Raw genomic sequence first — 15,172 nt, forward strand, 5'->3', positions numbered from 1 at the left:
CCCGGCGTGCAGCGGATCGGTCGCTACGACGCAGGCGAGGAAATCGGTCGCGGGGCCATGGCCGTGATCTATCGCGGCTTCGACCCGGAGATTCGCCGCGAGCTGGCGATCAAGTGCCTGCAGGATGACTACGCCCGGCGGCCCGAGTACCGCCGCCGGTTTGTGGCCGAGGCGCGCGCGGCCGGCACGCTGACCCACCCGGGGATCGTGACCATCTTCGATGTCGGCGAGTCCGATGATCGCCCGTTCATCGCGATGGAGCTGCTGGACGGGATCACGCTCGCTGCATTTGCCGAGCAGTTCCGCCCGCTGCTGCTGCGCAACGTGCTGAAGATCGCGATCCAGCTGACCGAGGCACTGGATTACGCCCATCGCAATGGCGTGGTTCATCGCGACATCAAGCCGGAGAACATCATCGTCACCAGCGCCACGGTGAACATCAAGGTGATGGACTTCGGCATTGCCCAGACCCTGAATGACCCGGCCTGGCGGGCCGACTCCGATGGCTACGTCGCCGGCTCGCCCCACTACATGGCGCCCGAGCAGGTGCAAGGCCTGCCCACCGACGCCCGTGCGGACCTCTACTCGGTGGGCGTAGTGCTGTATGAGCTGCTCACGGGCTCGACACCGTTTCGCGGGCACGAGGTCGAAGGGCTGCTGACCCGAGTCGTGCGCGACCCGGCACCGCCCTTGCGCCCCATTGTGGGGGATTGTCCGCCCGAGCTGATCGAGCTGGTCGAACGCCTGCTGGAGAAGCAGCCGGAGAAGCGCTACCAGTCAGCCGGGGAGCTGCTGGTGGACCTGCAACGCCTCGACGAAGAGCGCGTGGAACGCGAACGGGCCGGCGCCGGGAGTCGGGTCATCCCGCTGCGGTGGCGCTGGCCGGCAATCCTCGGAGCGACGGTGGCCATCACCCTGACGATCGCCGGAGCCCTGGTACAACACAAGCAGAACGAGGTCATCACGGATCTCGCCTTCGACTACGGGTCCACACTGGCGCAGATCATCGCGGTGGAGAGCGCGGAGGACCTGCTGCTGGAAGACACCATTGCCGTACAGGGGCGGCTGCAGGACATGCAGGACAATCGCGAGATCGCGCTGCTGAGCGTGGCGGATCACCGGGGACGCGTGGTGGCGAGCAGCGACGACGCCTCGCTCGGCAATTCGTTTGAGCCCCTCCCGGACGAACAGTTACTGGCTCGCCGCGGAGGGCAGGCGATCTGGTCCAGAGAGGACCCGGAGGGGCGCGAGATGATCGTGTTCGAGTCGCCGGTGCGGTTTCAGGAGATGGAGATCGGGCGGCTGCAGGTAGGGCTCTCGACCCGCTCCCTGCGGGCCGCCAATCAGACGACGTGGCTGGCCCTGACGCTGCTCGCACTGGTCACGCTGCTCGCGGTATCGCTGGGCGCCTACGTACTCGCGCGCCGCTTGCAGGCACCACTCGACACCCTGCGCGGCGCCCTGGAACAGACTGGACAGGGCCGGCTGGACACGCGCATCCGCGCCCGGCGGCGCGATGACTTCGAGCGGGTTTACGCCGCCTACAACGCGATGGCGGACTCGCTGGAGGCGCGCATGAAGCAGCGGCCGACAGCCCGACAGGACCCGTCGGCGCAATCCGACAGCGAACGCACGCTGGTACTGGAGGAGGAGACAGAACCGCCGCGCTCGGAGCGCACGCCACCCGCCTGAGCGAGCGCGGTCCGGTCTACAGGAGCTCGGTGTCGTCGTGCGAATAGGGCGGCGAGCAACTGCACAGGATGTGCAGCGGTTCTTCCCCGGTGTTGCGGATGTTGTGCGGGGTACCAGGATGGATACAGACGGTATCCCCGACCGTCACCTCGAAGGTCTCCGCCCCGAGCCGCATCTCCCCCCGTCCGCGGGTGATGTGGTAGAGCTCCTCGGTCTTCGCGTGGCGATGCAGGTGCGTGGTCGCACCCGGTTCCACGATCGCTTCGGCCAGACTCTGGGCCGCATTGCCGTGGCTGTCCGGATGCATCAGCTCGCGGATCTCGGAGCCGTCCTTGGTGTCATAGGCCGGGATGTCGGCGTAGCGCGTATGCATCGTCGGCCTCAGGCGGGCTCCGGAACTTCCTCGAGCAACAGGCTGGCCCCACCCATCGCAGCGGGCTTGGGCACGCCCATCAGCTCCAGCACGGTCGGCGCCACGTCGGCCAGACCACCACCGGTGCGCAGACGCCAGCGCTGCGAGTCGGTGATCATGCACATCACCGGGTAGATCGTGTGCTGGGTATGCGGATCGCCGGTCACCGGGTCGACGTACTCGTCGCAGTTACCGTGGTCAGCCGTCACGATCGCGGAATACCCGGCCTCCTTCGCCGCATCCAGCACACGCCCCACCTCGCGGTCGAGAGCCTCTACCGCCTGGATCAACGCCTCGCGCTTGGCCGTGTGGCCCACCATGTCGCCATTGGCAAAGTTGACCAGGATAAAGCCGTAGCGCCCGCTCTCCATCGCCTGGATGGTCTCGTCGGCCACTTCGACCGCGCTCATTTCCGGCTGCTCGTCGTAGGTATCCACGGACGGCGAGGGCACCATCACGCGCTGTTCACCAGCGTAGGGCTCCTCCTTGCCGCCATTGAAGAAGAACGTGACGTGGGCGTACTTCTCGGTCTCCGCACAGTGGAACTGCGGGATGCCGGCAGAGGCGATGGTACTCCCCAGGGTGGTCGAGGGGCGCTCCGGCGGAAAGGCGATCGGCGACAGAAAGCGCGGGTCGTATTCGGTCAGACAGATCTCTGCGACCGGGCGGAAGTCACCACGGTCGAAACCATCGAAGTCGTCCAGACCCAGCGCGGCGGTCAGCTGGCGCGGCCGATCGTTGCGGAAGTTGAACAACACACAGACCGCATCCTGGCCGAGCGGGGCCCCGCCATTGATGATCCTTGGCTTGATGAACTCGTCATCCTCGCCAGCGGCATAGGCGGCCTCGATCGCCTCGCGCGCCGAACCGGCGGGTTCACCCTCGGCAAAGGCGATTGCCCGGAAGGCCATTTCGGTGCGATTCCAGCGCTTGTCGCGATCCATCGCGTAATAGCGGCCGCAAACGGTGGCGATGGCACCACCGGCGCTCGCCAGTTCCTCTTCCAGCGGATCGAGGTAATTGAGCGCGGAGCGCGGGGGCGTATCACGACCGTCGGTGATCATGTGCACCATCGGACGCGCGCCCTCGTGCTGGCAGATCTCGACCAGCGCCCGCAGATGGCGGATATGCGAATGCACACCGCCGTCGGAGACGAGCCCGATCAGGTGGAGCGGCAGGTCATTGTTGGCGGCCGCACGCGCGGCACTGACCAGGGCATCATTCTCGTAGAAGGAGCCATCGGCGATGGAGTCGTCGATGCGCACGAGATCCTGGTTGATCACAGTACCGGCACCGAGCGTCAGGTGCCCCACCTCCGAGTTGCCCATTTGCCCATCCGGCAGGCCAACGGCACGACCACAGGCATCCAGCGTGGTGTGGGCATGTGTGGACAGGTACTCGTCGAGACGGGGGGTGTTGGCCTCGGCATAGGCATTGTTCACCTTCGAGGGGTTTACACCCACCCCGTCCATGATGAGGAGCAGAACAGGGCGGCGGGGAGTCGGACGCGGGTCGGCCATCGCGGGTTCATTTCCTGGGTCAATGGGTTATCGGGGCATTTTAGCAAGTTCCGATGCGCGTATGGACGCCACAGGGATCCCGTCACATTAATCCGCTAGCGATAACGGCCCTCGTCATAGTCCTCCTGCGACGGCCCATCCTCATCCGGGACATCGTCACTGGCTGGCTCTTGCGGCTCGCCACCCTTCGTCGTACCCGTCTCGGGAGCTTCATCGGTCGGCGCCTGCGCGGACTTGCGGGCATCCCTCTGACGCTGGAGTTCGGCCTGCTCCGCCTCGATACGGTCCAGCTCGGCGTCCATCTCGTCGTCGGTCATTGGGGTATACCCGGCGCGCGCAGAGGCCGGGGTTTCCCGGGCACCAGCACTGGAGGCTGCCGCGCCCCCCGTGGCCGCAGCCGCCGAGCCCTGGCGGTCGGGGGCGCCGGTCGCACCCTTGCCACCGCCACCGGGACCGCCGCCCGGGTCGTCGGGGCCATCGCCCGAATCGTCGCTCAAGTCGTCGGGCTCATCACCCCCCCGTTCGCGGCGCTCGCGGGCTTTCTTGCGCTCCATGATGCGCGAGAGAACGAGACCGATCTCGAACAGCAACCACATCGGCAGTGCCAGCAGTGTCTGCGAGATGATATCTGGCGGGGTGAGCACCATTCCGACCAGGAATACCCCCACGATCACGTAGGGACGCTTCTTGGCGAGCTTTTCGGGTGTTGTCGCGCCCAGCGAGACCAGCAGAATCGTCGCCACCGGCATCTCGAACGCAATCCCGAACGCGATAAACAGCATGATCACGAAGGCGAGATAGCGGGAGATATCGGTCATCACCGCTACGCCCTCGGGCGCCGTCGCCGTAAAGAAGGCGAAGATCAGCGGGAAGACCACAAAGTAGGCGAAGGCCATGCCGAGGTAAAACAGGATGGTGGATGATGCCACCAGCGGCAGGGCCAGGTTCTTCTCGTGGCTGTACAGCCCCGGAGCGACAAACGACCAGACCTGGTAGAGCAGATACGGGATGCTGATCACCACCGCCAGCAGCAGGACCAGCTTGAACGGGATCAGGAATGGCGCAGCCACATCGATCGCGATCATGCTGGTGCCTTCCGGCAGGTGCTGCATCAGCGGATCCGCCAGCCAGGTGTAGATCGGGTTGGCGAACGGGAACAGCACCAGGAACACCACCAGAATGGCGATGAACATCCTGAGGATGCGGTCACGCAGCTCGATCAGGTGCGTGAGCAGGGTTTCGGTGGCCTCCGGACTCGGTTCGACCTCCGGCTTGGTCTTGCTCATGAGTGCTTGTCGGGGGCCTGGTCGTCGTGGGTGGAATCGCCGGTCTGATCCGGGCCGGCATCCGGACGGTCTGCACCGTCATGCGGGTCACGCCCCGAGTCGGTGACCGGGGTAGCGTCCGCCTTGTCGGTCCGCCGGGGGCGAACCGCCGGCTTCTTGCGTTTCGGTCGCTCACCGTCCGCGGCACGCGCCTTGCGTTCGGCCGCCAGCGCCGGGTCATCGGTCATCAGGTTGCCGTCCATGCCCGAGCGGGTTGGTACCCGGCGTACCTCGGGCTGCTCGGGCTCGGGCTCGCCCGTCGCGTCATCGGCATCCTCCGTGCGGCGCGGACGCACAGCCGGCTTCTTCGCCTTCGTTTCCGCCGCCGTGCGCCGGTCGTCCAGGGCACGCAGGTGGTCCTGCGTCAGCCCCTTGCCCTTGGCGGGTTTCCCTTCGATATCCTCGCGCAGGTCCTTTTCGGTTTCCTCGAGGTCCTCGCGGAGATCCTTCTCGGTCTCCTCCATCGTGCCCTTGAGCTGACGGATCTCGCGTTCCTGGCTCTTGAGCATCTTGCGCAGCTCTTCGGTCTGCAGCTCCTGCTCGAAGTCCGAGCGCACGCTGTGCACGAAACGCCGGGTCTTGCCGACCCAGCGCCCGATCTCGCGCGCAAGGCCGGGCAGCCGCTCCGGCCCCACGACCAGCAGCGCGACCAGCACGATGATGATGATCTCCCAGAAACCGATGTCGAACATGCGCTAGCGCCGCCCGAGTCCGGCCATTCCGCGCACGGCGCGGATCAGGATTTCTTGTCCGACTGCGAGGTCTCGGTCTCCTGCTCCGAGCTCTTCTTCGCCTCGCCGTCGACTACACGCCCCTTGTCACCGGTCTGATCCTCGACCTCGGGGGCCTCGCCATCCTGGCCTTCCGCGTTTTCATCCTGCTTGTTCTCGCCATCCGGGTCCTTGACCGCCTGCCGGAAGTTCTTCAGTGCGGAACCGACGTCGCCGCCCATATTGCGCAGCTTCTTCGTGCCGAACAGCAGCACGACGATGAGCAGGATAATAAGAAGTTGCCAGATGCTGATGCCACCAATACCCATGGACTCTCTCCAAGATCATTCAACTTTGAGATCAAGCCTGAACGGCGTCAGGCCCATAATCAATACGCAGCGTTTTATTTATCGTTTTTATCGGAGCGCTGCCCGCTGGCCCGTCGCGCGGCCTTTTCCGCGACGCCTGACAGCCCGAAGCGCCGCGCCAGCTCGTCGAGGACGTCATCGGGGTGTCGGCCCCGGGCCGCGAGGACGACCAGGCTATGAAACCACAGGTCAGCCATCTCCGACACTAGCGCATCGCTGTCCTCGTTCTTGCCAGCGATAATCGTCTCCGCCGACTCCTCGCCCAGCTTTTTCAGCATTTCGTCGAGCCCCCGGGCATGGAGCTTCGCCACATAGGACTGCTCCGGGTCGGCCTGGCGACGCTGCTCGATCACTTCGGCCAGTTTGCTCAGGAGCTCGTCACCTGCCGGGGCCTGTGCCGCACGCCCGGCCATCAGGCGGCCACTCCGGCGTCATTGGGCCGCACGGGCACGCCCGCCGCGGCCATCGCGTCCTTGGCCTCGCCCACCGTGTGCTGCCCGAAATGGAAGATGCTCGCCGCCAGCACCGCATCGGCATGCCCCTCGGTCACGCCCTCGACCAGGTGCTGCAGCTCGCCCACGCCACCGGAGGCGATCACCGGTATGCCTACCGCGTCGCTGACCGCCCGGGTCAGCTCCAGATCGAACCCGATCCGGGTGCCATCTCGATCCATGCTGGTCAGCAGGATCTCGCCGGCCCCGAGAGACTCCATCCGCTGCGACCACTCGACGACTTCCAGACCGGTCTCCCGGCGCCCGCCGTGGGTAAATACCTCCCAGCGGGGGGGCTCGCCTTCCGCGCTGACGCGCTTGGCGTCGATCGCGACCACGATGCACTGGCTACCGACCCAGTCGGCCGCCTCGCGCACCAGTTCCGGGCGGTGCACGGCAGCAGTATTGATCGAGACCTTGTCGGCCCCGGCATTGAGCAGGCGGCGGATGTCCTCGACCGCGCGTACGCCACCGCCGACAGTCAGCGGGATGAAGACCTCGCGTGCGACAGCCTCGACCACATGCAGGATGGTGTCGCGATCGTCACTCGAGGCCGTGATGTCGAGGAAGGTGATTTCGTCCGCGCCCTGCGCGTTGTAGCGCCGCGCGATCTCGACCGGGTCGCCGGCGTCGCGGATGCCCACAAAGTTCACGCCCTTGACGACGCGGCCGGCATCGACGTCCAGGCAGGGGATGATGCGCTTGGCCAGCATCTCAGCCTCCGGAGGCCGCCTTGCGTGCCTCTTCAAGCGTAAACGCACCCTCGTACAGCGCACGCCCGACGATCGCACCGGTGATGCCCTCCTCCTCGTTCTCGGCGAGCTTGCGCAGGTCGTCCAGCGAGCTGATCCCGCCGGAGGCAATCACCGGTACACGCACGTTACTCGCAAGGCGAGCGGTGGCCTCCACATTGGGCCCCTTCATCATCCCGTCGCGGGCGATATCGGTATAGACGAAGGCCACCACTCCATCCGCCTCGAAATGCTGGGCCAGGTCGATCACATCGTGGTGCGACAGCTTCGACCAGCCATCCACCGCCAGCTTGCCGTCCTTCGCGTCCAGCCCCACGATGATGCGCCCGGGAAACTCCAGGCACAGATCATTGACGAAGTGCGGCGCGCTCACCGCCCGGGTGCCGATGATCACGAACTCCACCCCGGCGTCCAGGTAGGCCTGCACGGTATCCTCGTCGCGAACCCCGCCACCGATCTGGATCGGCAGATCGGGGAAGGCCTCGGCGATCGCGTGCACGGCCTCGGCGTTACGCGGATGGCCGGCGAAGGCGCCATCCAGGTCGACGATGTGCAGGCGCTCGGCCCCGGCATCCACCCAGCGCCGGGCCATCTCCACCGGGTCTTCGCCGAACACAGTGGAATCCTCCATCTTGCCCTGGCGCAGGCGCACGCACTTGCCTTCCTTCAGATCGATTGCGGGTATGACCAGCATCTTCGACTCCTCACACGGCCCCGGGACCCTCACCGTCCCAGCGCAGAAAGTTGTGCAACAGGCGCAGCCCGCAGGCGGCGCTCTTCTCCGGGTGGCACTGCATGGTAAACAGCGAACCCCGTGCCAGTGCCGAGGCAAAGGTCTCGCCATAATCGGTGCGCCCGGCGACATCCGCCTCGTTCTCCGGCAACACGCGATAGCTGTGTACAAAATAGAACCACGGGGTCTCGGGCAAGCCGTGCCACAAAGGATGATCGCCGGCCGGCAGGACCCGGTTCCACCCCATGTGCGGGATCTTCAGAGGGCGGCCCTCCGGGCCCTTGCGTTCCGGAAAGCGCGCGACGCGCCCCGGCAGTATGCCCAGAAGATCGACACCCCCGCTCTCCTCGCTGTGCTGCATGAGAATCTGCTGCCCCAGGCAAAGACCGAGAAACGGTCGATCCGCGGTCAGCGCGGGCAACAGACGGTCGAGTCCGCGGCTGCCGAGCGCCTGCATCGCATCACCGGCCGCCCCCTGCCCCGGAAAGACCAGGCGGTCGGCCTCGCGCAGGGTGTCGGGGTCGTCCGTCAGCAGCACGCGCTGGCCGATATCGGCCTCGTGCTCGAGCGCGCGAACCACCGAGTGCAAATTACCCATGCCGTAGTCAATGACGGCAATTGTTTCCATGGTGGAGGAATCCCTTCAGTGATTCGCGTTAGAGGCTGCCCTTGGTCGATGGAGTGATTCCCTCCGCGCGCGGGTCACCCTCGGCCGCCATGCGCAGGGCACGCCCGAAGGCCTTGAAGATGGTCTCGGCCACGTGGTGCGCGTTGTCCCCGCGAATGCTGTCGATGTGCAGCGTCATCCAGGCGTGGTTGACCAGCCCCTGGAAAAACTCGTGGAAGAGATCGACATCGAACTCGCCGATGTGCGAGCGCCGGAAATCGGCGTGCATCTCCAGCCCCGGGCGTCCGGAAAAATCGATCACCACCCGTGCCAGGGCCTCGTCCAGGGGCACGTAGGCATGGCCGTAGCGACGAATGCCCTTCTTGTCTCCCAGGGCCTTCGCCAGCGCCTGCCCGAGCGTGATGCCGACATCCTCGACCGTGTGATGCGCGTCAATGTGCAGGTCGCCCTGCGCACGCACGGACAGATCGACCATGCCATGGCGTGCTACCTGGTCAAGCATGTGATCGAGGAAAGGGACACCCGTTTCCAGTTGGCTCGTGCCCGTGCCGTCGAGATTGATTTCGACGGCGATCTGGGTCTCCAGGGTGTCGCGGCGGACGCTAGCGGTACGTTCAGTCATGATCCCGATTCAAGGCGGCAAAGTCCCAGTGTAGCAAGGCTGGCCGCGCCCCGGTACGCACGGCGAACCGCAAGCTCCGTTCACCATGCGCTGGGTAAAAAAAAGCCGGGACCCGAGGGCCCCGGCTGGACTTCAGGAAGCAGGGCTTCCTTAGCCGACTTCGACTTCGGTCGAATCGGATTCACCCTTGTTGTCCGTCCAGGAGACGGACACGGTGTCACCGGCAGACCCGTCAAACTCGCACTGCAGGAACGGGTTGCGGGAGACGGTGAAGTTCCAGTAGGCGGTAATGGCATCTTCGCCGTTACGCTTGATTTCCACGGTCTCGATGAAGTGCGGGCCACCGTCATCATCCGGGACCAGCATGTCGTGGCTCATCAGAGCGCGGACATTGATAACGCCGTTACTTTCCTGGGCGCGAACTCGAATAGACATATCTTATTCCTCCAATAGGGTTCGATCAGCGATAGGGGCGCGCGGCTTAACCGCCGCAGCCACCGACCGTGACCTTCACTTCGCGGACCGTCTTGTACCAGTTGTCGCCGGACTTCACGGCCGCCACGACATTCGAGGACTCGCCCAGACGGATACGGCCGGAGATTTTCGGCTTGGTGCCGGACGCCAGCATGTAATGGGCGGTCGCGGAGAAGTCGTTTTCTTCGGCAAAGATGGCGATCTCGCTGACATCGTCCATCGTGGTTTCGACAGAAACCGGGACCACGGCGCCGTTTTCGGCGATTTCCGGGGCGCTCAGATCGATGTCATCGCTGTCCGGGATATCGGTGGAGCCGAGCGCGGCTTCCATCGCAGCGTCCAGGCCCTCGGCCTCGAACGTGGAGGACGGCCAGGCGGCCAGCAGCTTGCTCGGAGCCAGCAGGCCAGCCCCAACAGCCACGCCGACAGTGCCGGCGGCGAGAGTGCCTTTCAGGAAGACACGACGCTTGGTGCTAATCATGGAGATCTCCTCTCATCTTTTTGGGTCAATTCCGGATTATCCGGCGGCGTTTTGGCGGTTACCCGCGCTAACGCCTGTTGCTTTGGACGGCGACCCCGGGGGTTCTATTCCGCGGGGCCGGGCTCCATCGCTGACCAGCCACAGTGGTCTTTCGCTGGTCTGGCAGGTTCATCCTCCCAAAGTTCGCTGAATCGATGATGAACGGATCACCAAGGGTTCAAAATCGGGTGAATGGCAACGGATGGACCTGAAGCCAGCGCCGTATCAATGGCACACTATCGGCCCTCATTGCAACGACACCCCGGAACGAACATGCGCTCATGCAAGGCCCAGTGGCTCCTGATTGCGGTCGTGGTCGTGCTTGGCACGATGCAGATGCTCGCCTCCTGCGGACAGAAGGGCGACCTCTACCTGCCCGATGATGACGACCCCGCCGAGGAGCGCCGCTGAATGGACTATTTCGACTACCACGGCGACACCCTGCACTGCGAAGGCGTCGCCCTCGACGGCCTCGCCGAACTGGTGGGCACGCCCGCCTACGTTTATTCCCGCGCCACGCTGGAGCGGCATTATCGCGCGTTCAGCGAGGCCCTGATCGGCACCCCGCACCAGGTCTGCTTCGCGGTGAAGGCGAACTCCGCGCTGGGGGTGCTGAACGTGCTCGCGCGCCTGGGCGCCGGCTTCGACATCGTCTCCGGGGGCGAACTGGAGCGCGTGCTGCGCGCCGGCGGCGACCCGGCCAAGATCGTGTTCTCCGGCGTCGGCAAGACCGCGGCCGAGATGCGCCGGGCGCTGCAGGTCGGCATCCACTGCTTCAACGTCGAGTCCACCCCGGAGCTGGAGCGGCTGGAGTCCGTTGCGGCCGAGCTGGGCGTGACCGCGCCGGTCTCGATCCGGGTCAATCCGGATGTCGATGCCGAGACCCATCCTTACATCGCCACCGGCCTGCGCGAGAACAAGTTCGGCGTCGCCATCGAGGAGGCGCCGGCGCTGTATGCCCGGGTGCGCGACAGCCAGCACCTGGAGGCCACCGGCGTCGATTTCCACATCGGCTCGCAGCTGACCCGGATCGACCCGTTCACCGATGCCCTGAAACGCGTGCTGGCGCTGGTCGACCAGCTGGCCGCGGACGGCATCGAACTCGAACATATCGATGTCGGCGGCGGGCTGGGCGTGCGCTACCGTGACGAGACCCCGCCGGAGCCGGACGCCTGGGCCAGCGCCCTGCGCGAAGTAATGGGCGAGCGCCCGCTGAAGGTGCTGCTGGAGCCGGGGCGCGCGATCGCGGCGAACGCCGGTGTGTTCCTGACCCGGGTGGAGTACCTGAAGCACACCGAGGCCCACGACTTCGCGATCGTCGACGGCGCGATGAACGACCTGCTCCGCCCGGCCCTGTACGGTGCCTGGCAGGAGATCGTCCCGGTTGTGCAGCGCAAGGACACCGAGCCCCGCACCTACGACATCGTCGGCCCGGTCTGCGAGACCGGCGACTTCCTCGGCCGCGAGCGCGAACTGGCGCTGGCCGCAGGCGACCTGCTGGCCGTGCGCTCGGCCGGGGCCTACGGCTATGTAATGGCGGGCAACTACAACTCGCGTCCGCGCCCACCGGAGATCATGGTCGACGGCGACCACTTCCAGATCATCAACCGCCGCGAGCAGGTCGATCACCTGATGATGCGCGAAAGCATGCTGCCCCAGGACCCGGACGACGAAAACCCGCCCGGGAGCGTGGACCCGTGATCCCGCGCCGCCCGGAACCGGAGCTGATGCTGGAGCCGGAGCAGGCCCGCGCCTATGCCGAGGCCGACTTCGCCACCCCGCACGAGGGCTTCGTGGACGCCTTCGCCGAGGCCTTCCCGGGCCCGGTCACCGGCCCCGTGCTCGACCTCGGCTGCGGTCCGGGCGATGCCTCGCTGCGCTTCGCGGCGCGCTACCCGGCCTGCGAGGTCGATGGCCTCGACGGCGCACCCGCGATGTTGGCCGCCGGTGACGTACTAATGGCCGGTCACCCGGCCGCGCCGCGCGTGCACCTGGCCGAGGGCTGCCTGCCCAAGGCGCGCGGCCCGCGCGCCCCGTATGCCACGATTATCAGCAATTCCCTGCTGCATCATCTGCATGAGCCCTCGGTACTGTGGCAGGCCATCCGCCGCGATGGGGCGCCCGGCGCAGCCGTGTTCGTCATGGACCTGCGACGGCCCGACTCGGAAGAAGCGGTCAAGGCCCTGGTCGCGCAGTACGCAGCCGAGGACCCGGACGTGCTGCGGCGCGACTTCGAACACTCCCTGCACGCGGCCTTCACGCCCGACGAGGTCCGCGAACAGCTGGCCGCCGCCGGACTCGACGGCTTCACCGTGCGCGCCACCTCGGACCGGCACATGATCATCTTCGGGCATCTACCGGAGGCCGCCTGATGCGCCTGGAATTCACCAAGATGCACGGGCTGGGCAATGACTTCGTCGTCATCGACGGCACGCGTCAGGACGTCCACCTGGACGAGGCAGCGCTGCGCCACCTGGCGGATCGCCACTTCGGCATCGGCTGCGACCAGATCCTGCTGGTGGAGCCCCCGGGCGACCCGGCGCAGGCCCTGTTCCGCTACCGCATCTTCAATGCCGATGGCTCCGAGGTGGAGCAGTGCGGCAACGGTGCGCGCTGCTTCGCCCGCTTCGTGCGCGAGCAGGGCCTGACCGAGGCCCGCGAGATCCCGGTCGAGACCCTGGGCGGGCGGATCGTGCTGCATGTCGAGGGCGACGAGCGCGTGCGGGTCAACATGGGGCGGCCAGTGTTCGCGCCCGAACAGATCCCGCTGGTCGCCGAACACGAGGCCGACGCCTACACCCTGGACGTACAGGGCCACGCGATCACGCTGGGCGCGGTGTCCATGGGTAACCCCCATGCGGTGCTGCTGGTGGACGACGTCGCAAGCGCCCCCGTGACCGAGGTCGGGCCACTGATCGAACGGCATGAGTGCTTCCCGCGCCGCGTGAATGTCGGCTTCGCCGCACTGCGCGATCGCGGCCATGTGGACCTGCGGGTCTTCGAGCGCGGGGTCGGAGAGACGCTGGCCTGCGGCAGCGGCGCGGCCGCCGCGATGGCCATCCTGCGCCGGCGCGACCTGGTCGACGACGAGGTTGAAGTCTCGCTGCCGGGCGGTACCCTTGTGCTAAGCTGGAACGCACAGGCCGAGGCCCCGGTTTGGCTAACCGGACCGGCCACCACGGTTTTCAACGGCTGGATCGATCTATGACTGGGCAATCCTCCAACGCCTCTGCTGCCAAGAAGGCCCCCAAGACGCAGGCGACGGACGACAAGAACAACCAAACGATCAACGCGGCCGACGTCGAGGCCTATCTGCGCGATCACCCGGATTTCTTCCAGGACCACCTGCCGCTGCTGGACATCCTGCGCCTGCCGCATCCGGCCGGCGGGGCGGTGTCGCTGCTGGAGCGCCAGGTAGCCCTGCTGCGCGAGAAACACCGCGCGATGGAGCAGCACATGGGCGAGCTGGTCGAACGCGCCCGTGACAACGAGCGCATGGGCCAGCACCTCCACGAACTGGCCAAGACCCTGATGCGCGCCGAGAACCTGGATGCCGTGCTGGCACTGACCCAGGACGCCCTGCGCAACGAACTGGGTGCCGAGCGCGTCAGCATCCGCCTGGCCGACCGCGAGGTGGACGACCTGCACGCCCTGGAGTCCGGCGAGCTGAGCACGTTCGACCCGCTGTTCGCGCGCGGCAAGGCCCAGTGCGGCCGTGTGCCGGGCGAGATGCTGGACGTGCTGTTCGATTCGGCCGACGGCATCGGCTCCGCGATCCTGATGCCCCTGGGCGACGAGTCCGACCGCATCGGGGTACTGGGCCTGGCCAGCGACTCCGTGGATCGCTTCCAGCCCGACATGGGCACCTACTTCGTCACCCATATCGGCGACCTGCTGGCCGAATCGATCCGCTGCCATGTCGAGCGGACGCACGCCGCCGCCTGAGGCGGCGACCGATTCCGACCCGCCACAGGATGCGGACATCGCGGCCTTTCTCGGCCACTTACGCGATGTTCGCGGCCATTCGCCGCATACCGTCAATGCCTACCGGCGCGACCTGAATCGCCTGCGCAGCCTGCACACGGGCCCGTGGGCCGACCTCAAGGCCGCGGATATGCGCCGCATCGCCGGACAGCTCGCCCGCCAGGGCCGCCACCCGCGCTCCATCCAGCGCTTCCTGTCCGCCGCCCGTGGCTTCTTCGCCTATCAGGTCGAACACCGCCGCATGCCGGCCAACCCGGCCGCCGGCCTGCGCGGACCGCGCGCGGGGCGCGCCTTGCCGCGCGATCTCGACGTCGACCAGACCCAGCAGGCCCTGACCCCGGCCGAGGACCTCGACCCGATCCTGGCCGCCCGCGACCAGGCCATGCTGGAGCTGCTGTATTCCTCCGGGCTACGCCTGTCGGAACTGACCGGGCTGGACCTGACGGATCTCGACCTCGATACCGGGCTGGTGCGGGTACTCGGCAAGGGCCGGCGCGAACGCAGCGTCCCGGTAGGACGGGTAGCCCGTGACGCGATCCGCACGTGGCTTGAGCGCCGTGGCGACTGGGCCGCGCCCGGCGAACGTGCCCTGTTCGTGACCCGGCGCGGCGCCCGCATCGGCAACCGCGCAGTGCAGCGCCGCGTGGCCGAGGCCGGCCGGCGCGCCGGGCTGGACGTCCGCCTGCATCCGCACCGGCTGCGCCATGCCTTCGCCAGCCACCTGCTGGAATCGAGCGGTGATTTGCGAGCCATTCAGGAACTTCTTGGTCACGCCAACCTTGAAACCACCCAGATCTATACCCATCTCGACTACCAGCACCTGGCACAGGTGTATGATGCCGCCCACCCGCGTGCCCGGAGAGACCGTTCGCCAGGCAAACGCTGAGTCCAGCTTTCTCCGGGCGGGGAACCAACAGCAACGACCGGGACCCAACCGCTTC

At 66.6% G+C, this 15,172-nt stretch carries 19 protein-coding genes; 7 read left to right on the forward strand and 12 right to left on the reverse strand.

What is annotated here, in order from left to right; genetic code table 11:
- Positions 1-6: 6 nt before the first annotated feature.
- Positions 7-1,692, forward strand: coding sequence for a serine/threonine-protein kinase (locus C995_RS0101130; protein ID WP_018863176.1), 1,686 nt, complete (start codon positions 7-9; stop codon positions 1,690-1,692).
- A gap of 16 nt (positions 1,693-1,708) precedes the next feature.
- Here the strand turns inward: C995_RS0101130 and C995_RS0101135 are convergent, their stop codons facing one another.
- The 12 genes from C995_RS0101135 to soxY form a co-directional block, all read right to left on the reverse strand.
- Positions 1,709-2,065: a cupin domain-containing protein gene (locus tag C995_RS0101135; protein WP_018863177.1), complete on the reverse strand. Its 357-nt coding sequence runs from the start codon at positions 2,063-2,065 to the stop codon at positions 1,709-1,711.
- Between the two features lie 8 nt (positions 2,066-2,073).
- A complete protein-coding gene (gene gpmI, locus C995_RS0101140; RefSeq protein WP_018863178.1) occupies positions 2,074-3,624 on the reverse strand; it encodes a 2,3-bisphosphoglycerate-independent phosphoglycerate mutase in 1,551 nt (516 codons plus the stop codon).
- Positions 3,625-3,719: 95 nt separating this feature from the next.
- On the reverse strand, positions 3,720-4,910 hold the full coding sequence (gene tatC / locus C995_RS0101145) for a twin-arginine translocase subunit TatC (protein WP_018863179.1): 1,191 nt from the start codon (positions 4,908-4,910) through the stop codon (positions 3,720-3,722).
- The gene (gene tatB / locus C995_RS0101150) at positions 4,907-5,641 is read right to left on the reverse strand and encodes a Sec-independent protein translocase protein TatB (protein ID WP_018863180.1); all 735 of its coding nucleotides are present in this window, start codon (positions 5,639-5,641) and stop codon (positions 4,907-4,909) included. The genes tatC and tatB overlap by 4 nt, the downstream gene beginning before the upstream one ends.
- A 44-nt stretch (positions 5,642-5,685) precedes the next feature.
- Positions 5,686-5,988 carry a twin-arginine translocase TatA/TatE family subunit gene (gene tatA, locus C995_RS0101155; RefSeq protein ID WP_018863181.1) on the reverse strand — a complete coding sequence of 101 codons (303 nt, stop codon included), beginning with the start codon at positions 5,986-5,988 and terminating at the stop codon, positions 5,686-5,688.
- A 74-nt stretch (positions 5,989-6,062) separates the two neighbouring features.
- Complete coding sequence (locus C995_RS0101160; protein ID WP_018863182.1) at positions 6,063-6,440, reverse strand: phosphoribosyl-ATP diphosphatase; 378 nt, start codon at positions 6,438-6,440, stop codon at positions 6,063-6,065.
- Positions 6,440-7,231 (reverse strand): imidazole glycerol phosphate synthase subunit HisF, encoded by a 792-nt coding sequence (gene hisF, locus C995_RS0101165; RefSeq protein ID WP_018863183.1) that lies wholly within the window; start codon positions 7,229-7,231, stop codon positions 6,440-6,442. The genes C995_RS0101160 and hisF overlap by 1 nt, the downstream gene beginning before the upstream one ends.
- Position 7,232: 1 nt before the next feature.
- Positions 7,233-7,964 carry a 1-(5-phosphoribosyl)-5-[(5-phosphoribosylamino)methylideneamino]imidazole-4-carboxamide isomerase gene (gene hisA, locus C995_RS0101170; RefSeq protein ID WP_018863184.1) on the reverse strand — a complete coding sequence of 244 codons (732 nt, stop codon included), beginning with the start codon at positions 7,962-7,964 and terminating at the stop codon, positions 7,233-7,235.
- Positions 7,965-7,974: 10 nt separating this feature from the next.
- Entirely contained in the window at positions 7,975-8,631 is a 657-nt protein-coding gene (hisH, locus tag C995_RS0101175) for an imidazole glycerol phosphate synthase subunit HisH (RefSeq protein WP_018863185.1), read from the reverse strand.
- 28 nt (positions 8,632-8,659) lie between these two features.
- Positions 8,660-9,253, reverse strand: coding sequence for an imidazoleglycerol-phosphate dehydratase HisB (gene hisB / locus C995_RS0101180; protein WP_018863186.1), 594 nt, complete (start codon positions 9,251-9,253; stop codon positions 8,660-8,662).
- A 150-nt stretch (positions 9,254-9,403) separates the two neighbouring features.
- The gene (gene soxZ / locus C995_RS13510) at positions 9,404-9,688 is read right to left on the reverse strand and encodes a thiosulfate oxidation carrier complex protein SoxZ (protein ID WP_038080512.1); all 285 of its coding nucleotides are present in this window, start codon (positions 9,686-9,688) and stop codon (positions 9,404-9,406) included.
- 46 nt (positions 9,689-9,734) lie between these two features.
- Positions 9,735-10,208, reverse strand: coding sequence for a thiosulfate oxidation carrier protein SoxY (gene soxY, locus C995_RS0101190; RefSeq protein ID WP_018863188.1), 474 nt, complete (start codon positions 10,206-10,208; stop codon positions 9,735-9,737).
- A gap of 312 nt (positions 10,209-10,520) precedes the next feature.
- Between soxY and C995_RS13760 the strand changes: the two genes are divergently transcribed.
- From C995_RS13760 to xerC, 6 genes are read left to right on the forward strand one after another with little or no spacing between them, the layout of a single operon-like run.
- Positions 10,521-10,658 carry a lipoprotein gene (locus tag C995_RS13760; protein ID WP_017926463.1) on the forward strand — a complete coding sequence of 46 codons (138 nt, stop codon included), beginning with the start codon at positions 10,521-10,523 and terminating at the stop codon, positions 10,656-10,658.
- Positions 10,659-11,948 (forward strand): diaminopimelate decarboxylase, encoded by a 1,290-nt coding sequence (gene lysA, locus C995_RS0101200; RefSeq protein WP_018863189.1) that lies wholly within the window; start codon positions 10,659-10,661, stop codon positions 11,946-11,948.
- On the forward strand, positions 11,945-12,619 hold the full coding sequence (locus C995_RS0101205; protein ID WP_018863190.1) for a trans-aconitate 2-methyltransferase: 675 nt from the start codon (positions 11,945-11,947) through the stop codon (positions 12,617-12,619). The genes lysA and C995_RS0101205 overlap by 4 nt, the downstream gene beginning before the upstream one ends.
- Positions 12,619-13,455 carry a diaminopimelate epimerase gene (gene dapF, locus C995_RS0101210; RefSeq protein ID WP_018863191.1) on the forward strand — a complete coding sequence of 279 codons (837 nt, stop codon included), beginning with the start codon at positions 12,619-12,621 and terminating at the stop codon, positions 13,453-13,455. The genes C995_RS0101205 and dapF overlap by 1 nt, the downstream gene beginning before the upstream one ends.
- Positions 13,452-14,192, forward strand: coding sequence for a DUF484 family protein (locus tag C995_RS0101215; RefSeq protein ID WP_018863192.1), 741 nt, complete (start codon positions 13,452-13,454; stop codon positions 14,190-14,192). Before dapF ends, C995_RS0101215 begins: the two co-directional genes overlap by 4 nt.
- Entirely contained in the window at positions 14,164-15,117 is a 954-nt protein-coding gene (gene xerC, locus C995_RS0101220) for a tyrosine recombinase XerC (protein ID WP_018863193.1), read from the forward strand. The genes C995_RS0101215 and xerC overlap by 29 nt, the downstream gene beginning before the upstream one ends.
- Positions 15,118-15,172 lie beyond the last annotated feature (55 nt).

Origin of the sequence: Thioalkalivibrio sp. ARh3 (assembly GCF_000377265.1) — a bacterium.
GTDB lineage: Bacteria > Pseudomonadota > Gammaproteobacteria > Ectothiorhodospirales > Ectothiorhodospiraceae > Thioalkalivibrio > Thioalkalivibrio thiocyanoxidans.